The sequence below is a fragment of the Acinetobacter sp. YH12152 genome (assembly GCF_013418285.1).
GTDB classification, from domain to species: Bacteria; Pseudomonadota; Gammaproteobacteria; order Pseudomonadales; family Moraxellaceae; genus Acinetobacter; species Acinetobacter amyesii.
In genome coordinates, this window is sequence record NZ_VPCH01000115.1 from 1 (window position 1) to 1370 (window position 1370).

Sequence of the window (1370 nt, forward strand, 5' to 3'; positions counted from 1 at the left end):
CATAGGTATCTACACAAATCCCAAGTTTTGGGTTAAATTGAAGAGCATGCTCTTCAATTTAATATCTCCCATCTTGATACACGTCTCGTCAGACGATACAACGCCCTCGTAAAGCTTAATATGAATCCTCTTGCTTCACTTGCCCCTGCAATTAAGGAAATGGCCTCTGCCCAGAAGTCCAGTTTTGCAACCACCCAGGCAGTTTGGCGATTTCTCAATAATGAAAAAGTCTCTTTCAAGCAATTGAATGAGCCAATACAGCGACTTGCATTTGAACAGATTGATCAATCCTCTCACCCTTATGCGCTGATTATTCATGATTGGTCTCAACTGCAATATGTGAAACATAACAATAAAACTCAGCGTCTTCAAAGAACCCATCAATATGATTCAGGCTATGAACTGCAAAGCAGTCTACTGGTTGATGCGGCATCGGGGCTTCCCATTGCACCATTGGCTCAAACGCTATCTGACGCATCAGGCTGTTATTCCACATTCAGTGAACAATACAGCGAGCGAAAAACCCATTTGGATTCACTCGCAGAACAAATCAAAACGATCGAACAGTATCCGGTTGAGAAAACAAAAGTTCATATCATTGATCGTGAAGGTGACTCAATTGCCCATCTAAGAGCGATGAGCAAGAATCGCTTCAAATGGCTGATTCGGGCCAAAGAAGGTCATCGAGTTGAGTATCACGGTCAGACATACAAAGTTGGCGAGATTGCAGAAAAGATAGAAACGCATTCAATCAAAAATATTTCTTACAAAGGCAATCAGCATACTTTACATGTGGGTGAGACCCATATACGCATAACACGCGCAGCAAAACCAAAGCAGAAAGATAGCTCAGGGAAGCGGGTTGCTCCTGAGCAGGGAGATGCTGTCGATGCAAGGCTGGTTGTTTCTGTCGTTAAGGATTGTGACGGTAAAATTGTGGCGAGATGGTGTTTGCTGAGTAATGTTGCAATGGATATAGATACAGCAGAATTGAGTACATGGTATTACTGGCGCTGGACAATTGAGTGTTATTTTAAATTGCTTAAGCAGGCAGGACATGACGTTGAGGCATGGCTACAAACGACACCTCAAGCAATCCTGAGAAGGCTACTGATCAGTAGTATGGCTTGTGTGCTGACATGGCGAGTACAGCGTGGTACAGATGAGCAGAATATAAGAATTCGGGCATTTCTCACCCGAATTTCAGGTAGGCAACAGAAAAGGGGAAAATTAGAAAGTGCCCCTGCCATACTGGCAGGGCTTTCAATACTATTGAACACTCTTCAGTTGTTGTCAGAGTATTCGTCTGATGAGCTGAATGCGATTGCTCAGATCGCATTCAATTTATAAAAAATGTGTAGATACCTATG

Annotated in this window: 1 protein-coding gene; it reads left to right on the forward strand. The window is 43.0% G+C overall.

Annotated elements, in window-relative coordinates; translation table 11 throughout:
* The first annotated feature begins 120 nt into the window (after positions 1-120).
* Positions 121-1350, forward strand: coding sequence for a transposase (locus FTU83_RS17195; RefSeq protein ID WP_180005658.1), 1230 nt, complete (start codon positions 121-123; stop codon positions 1348-1350).
* The last annotated feature ends 20 nt before the right edge of the window (positions 1351-1370 follow it).

Bases quoted from the DNA above. Each gene is read 5' to 3' on its own strand.
- FTU83_RS17195 (WP_180005658.1), top strand. From the start codon at position 121: ATGAATCCTCTTGCTTCACTTGCCCCTGCAATTAAGGAAATGGCCTCT.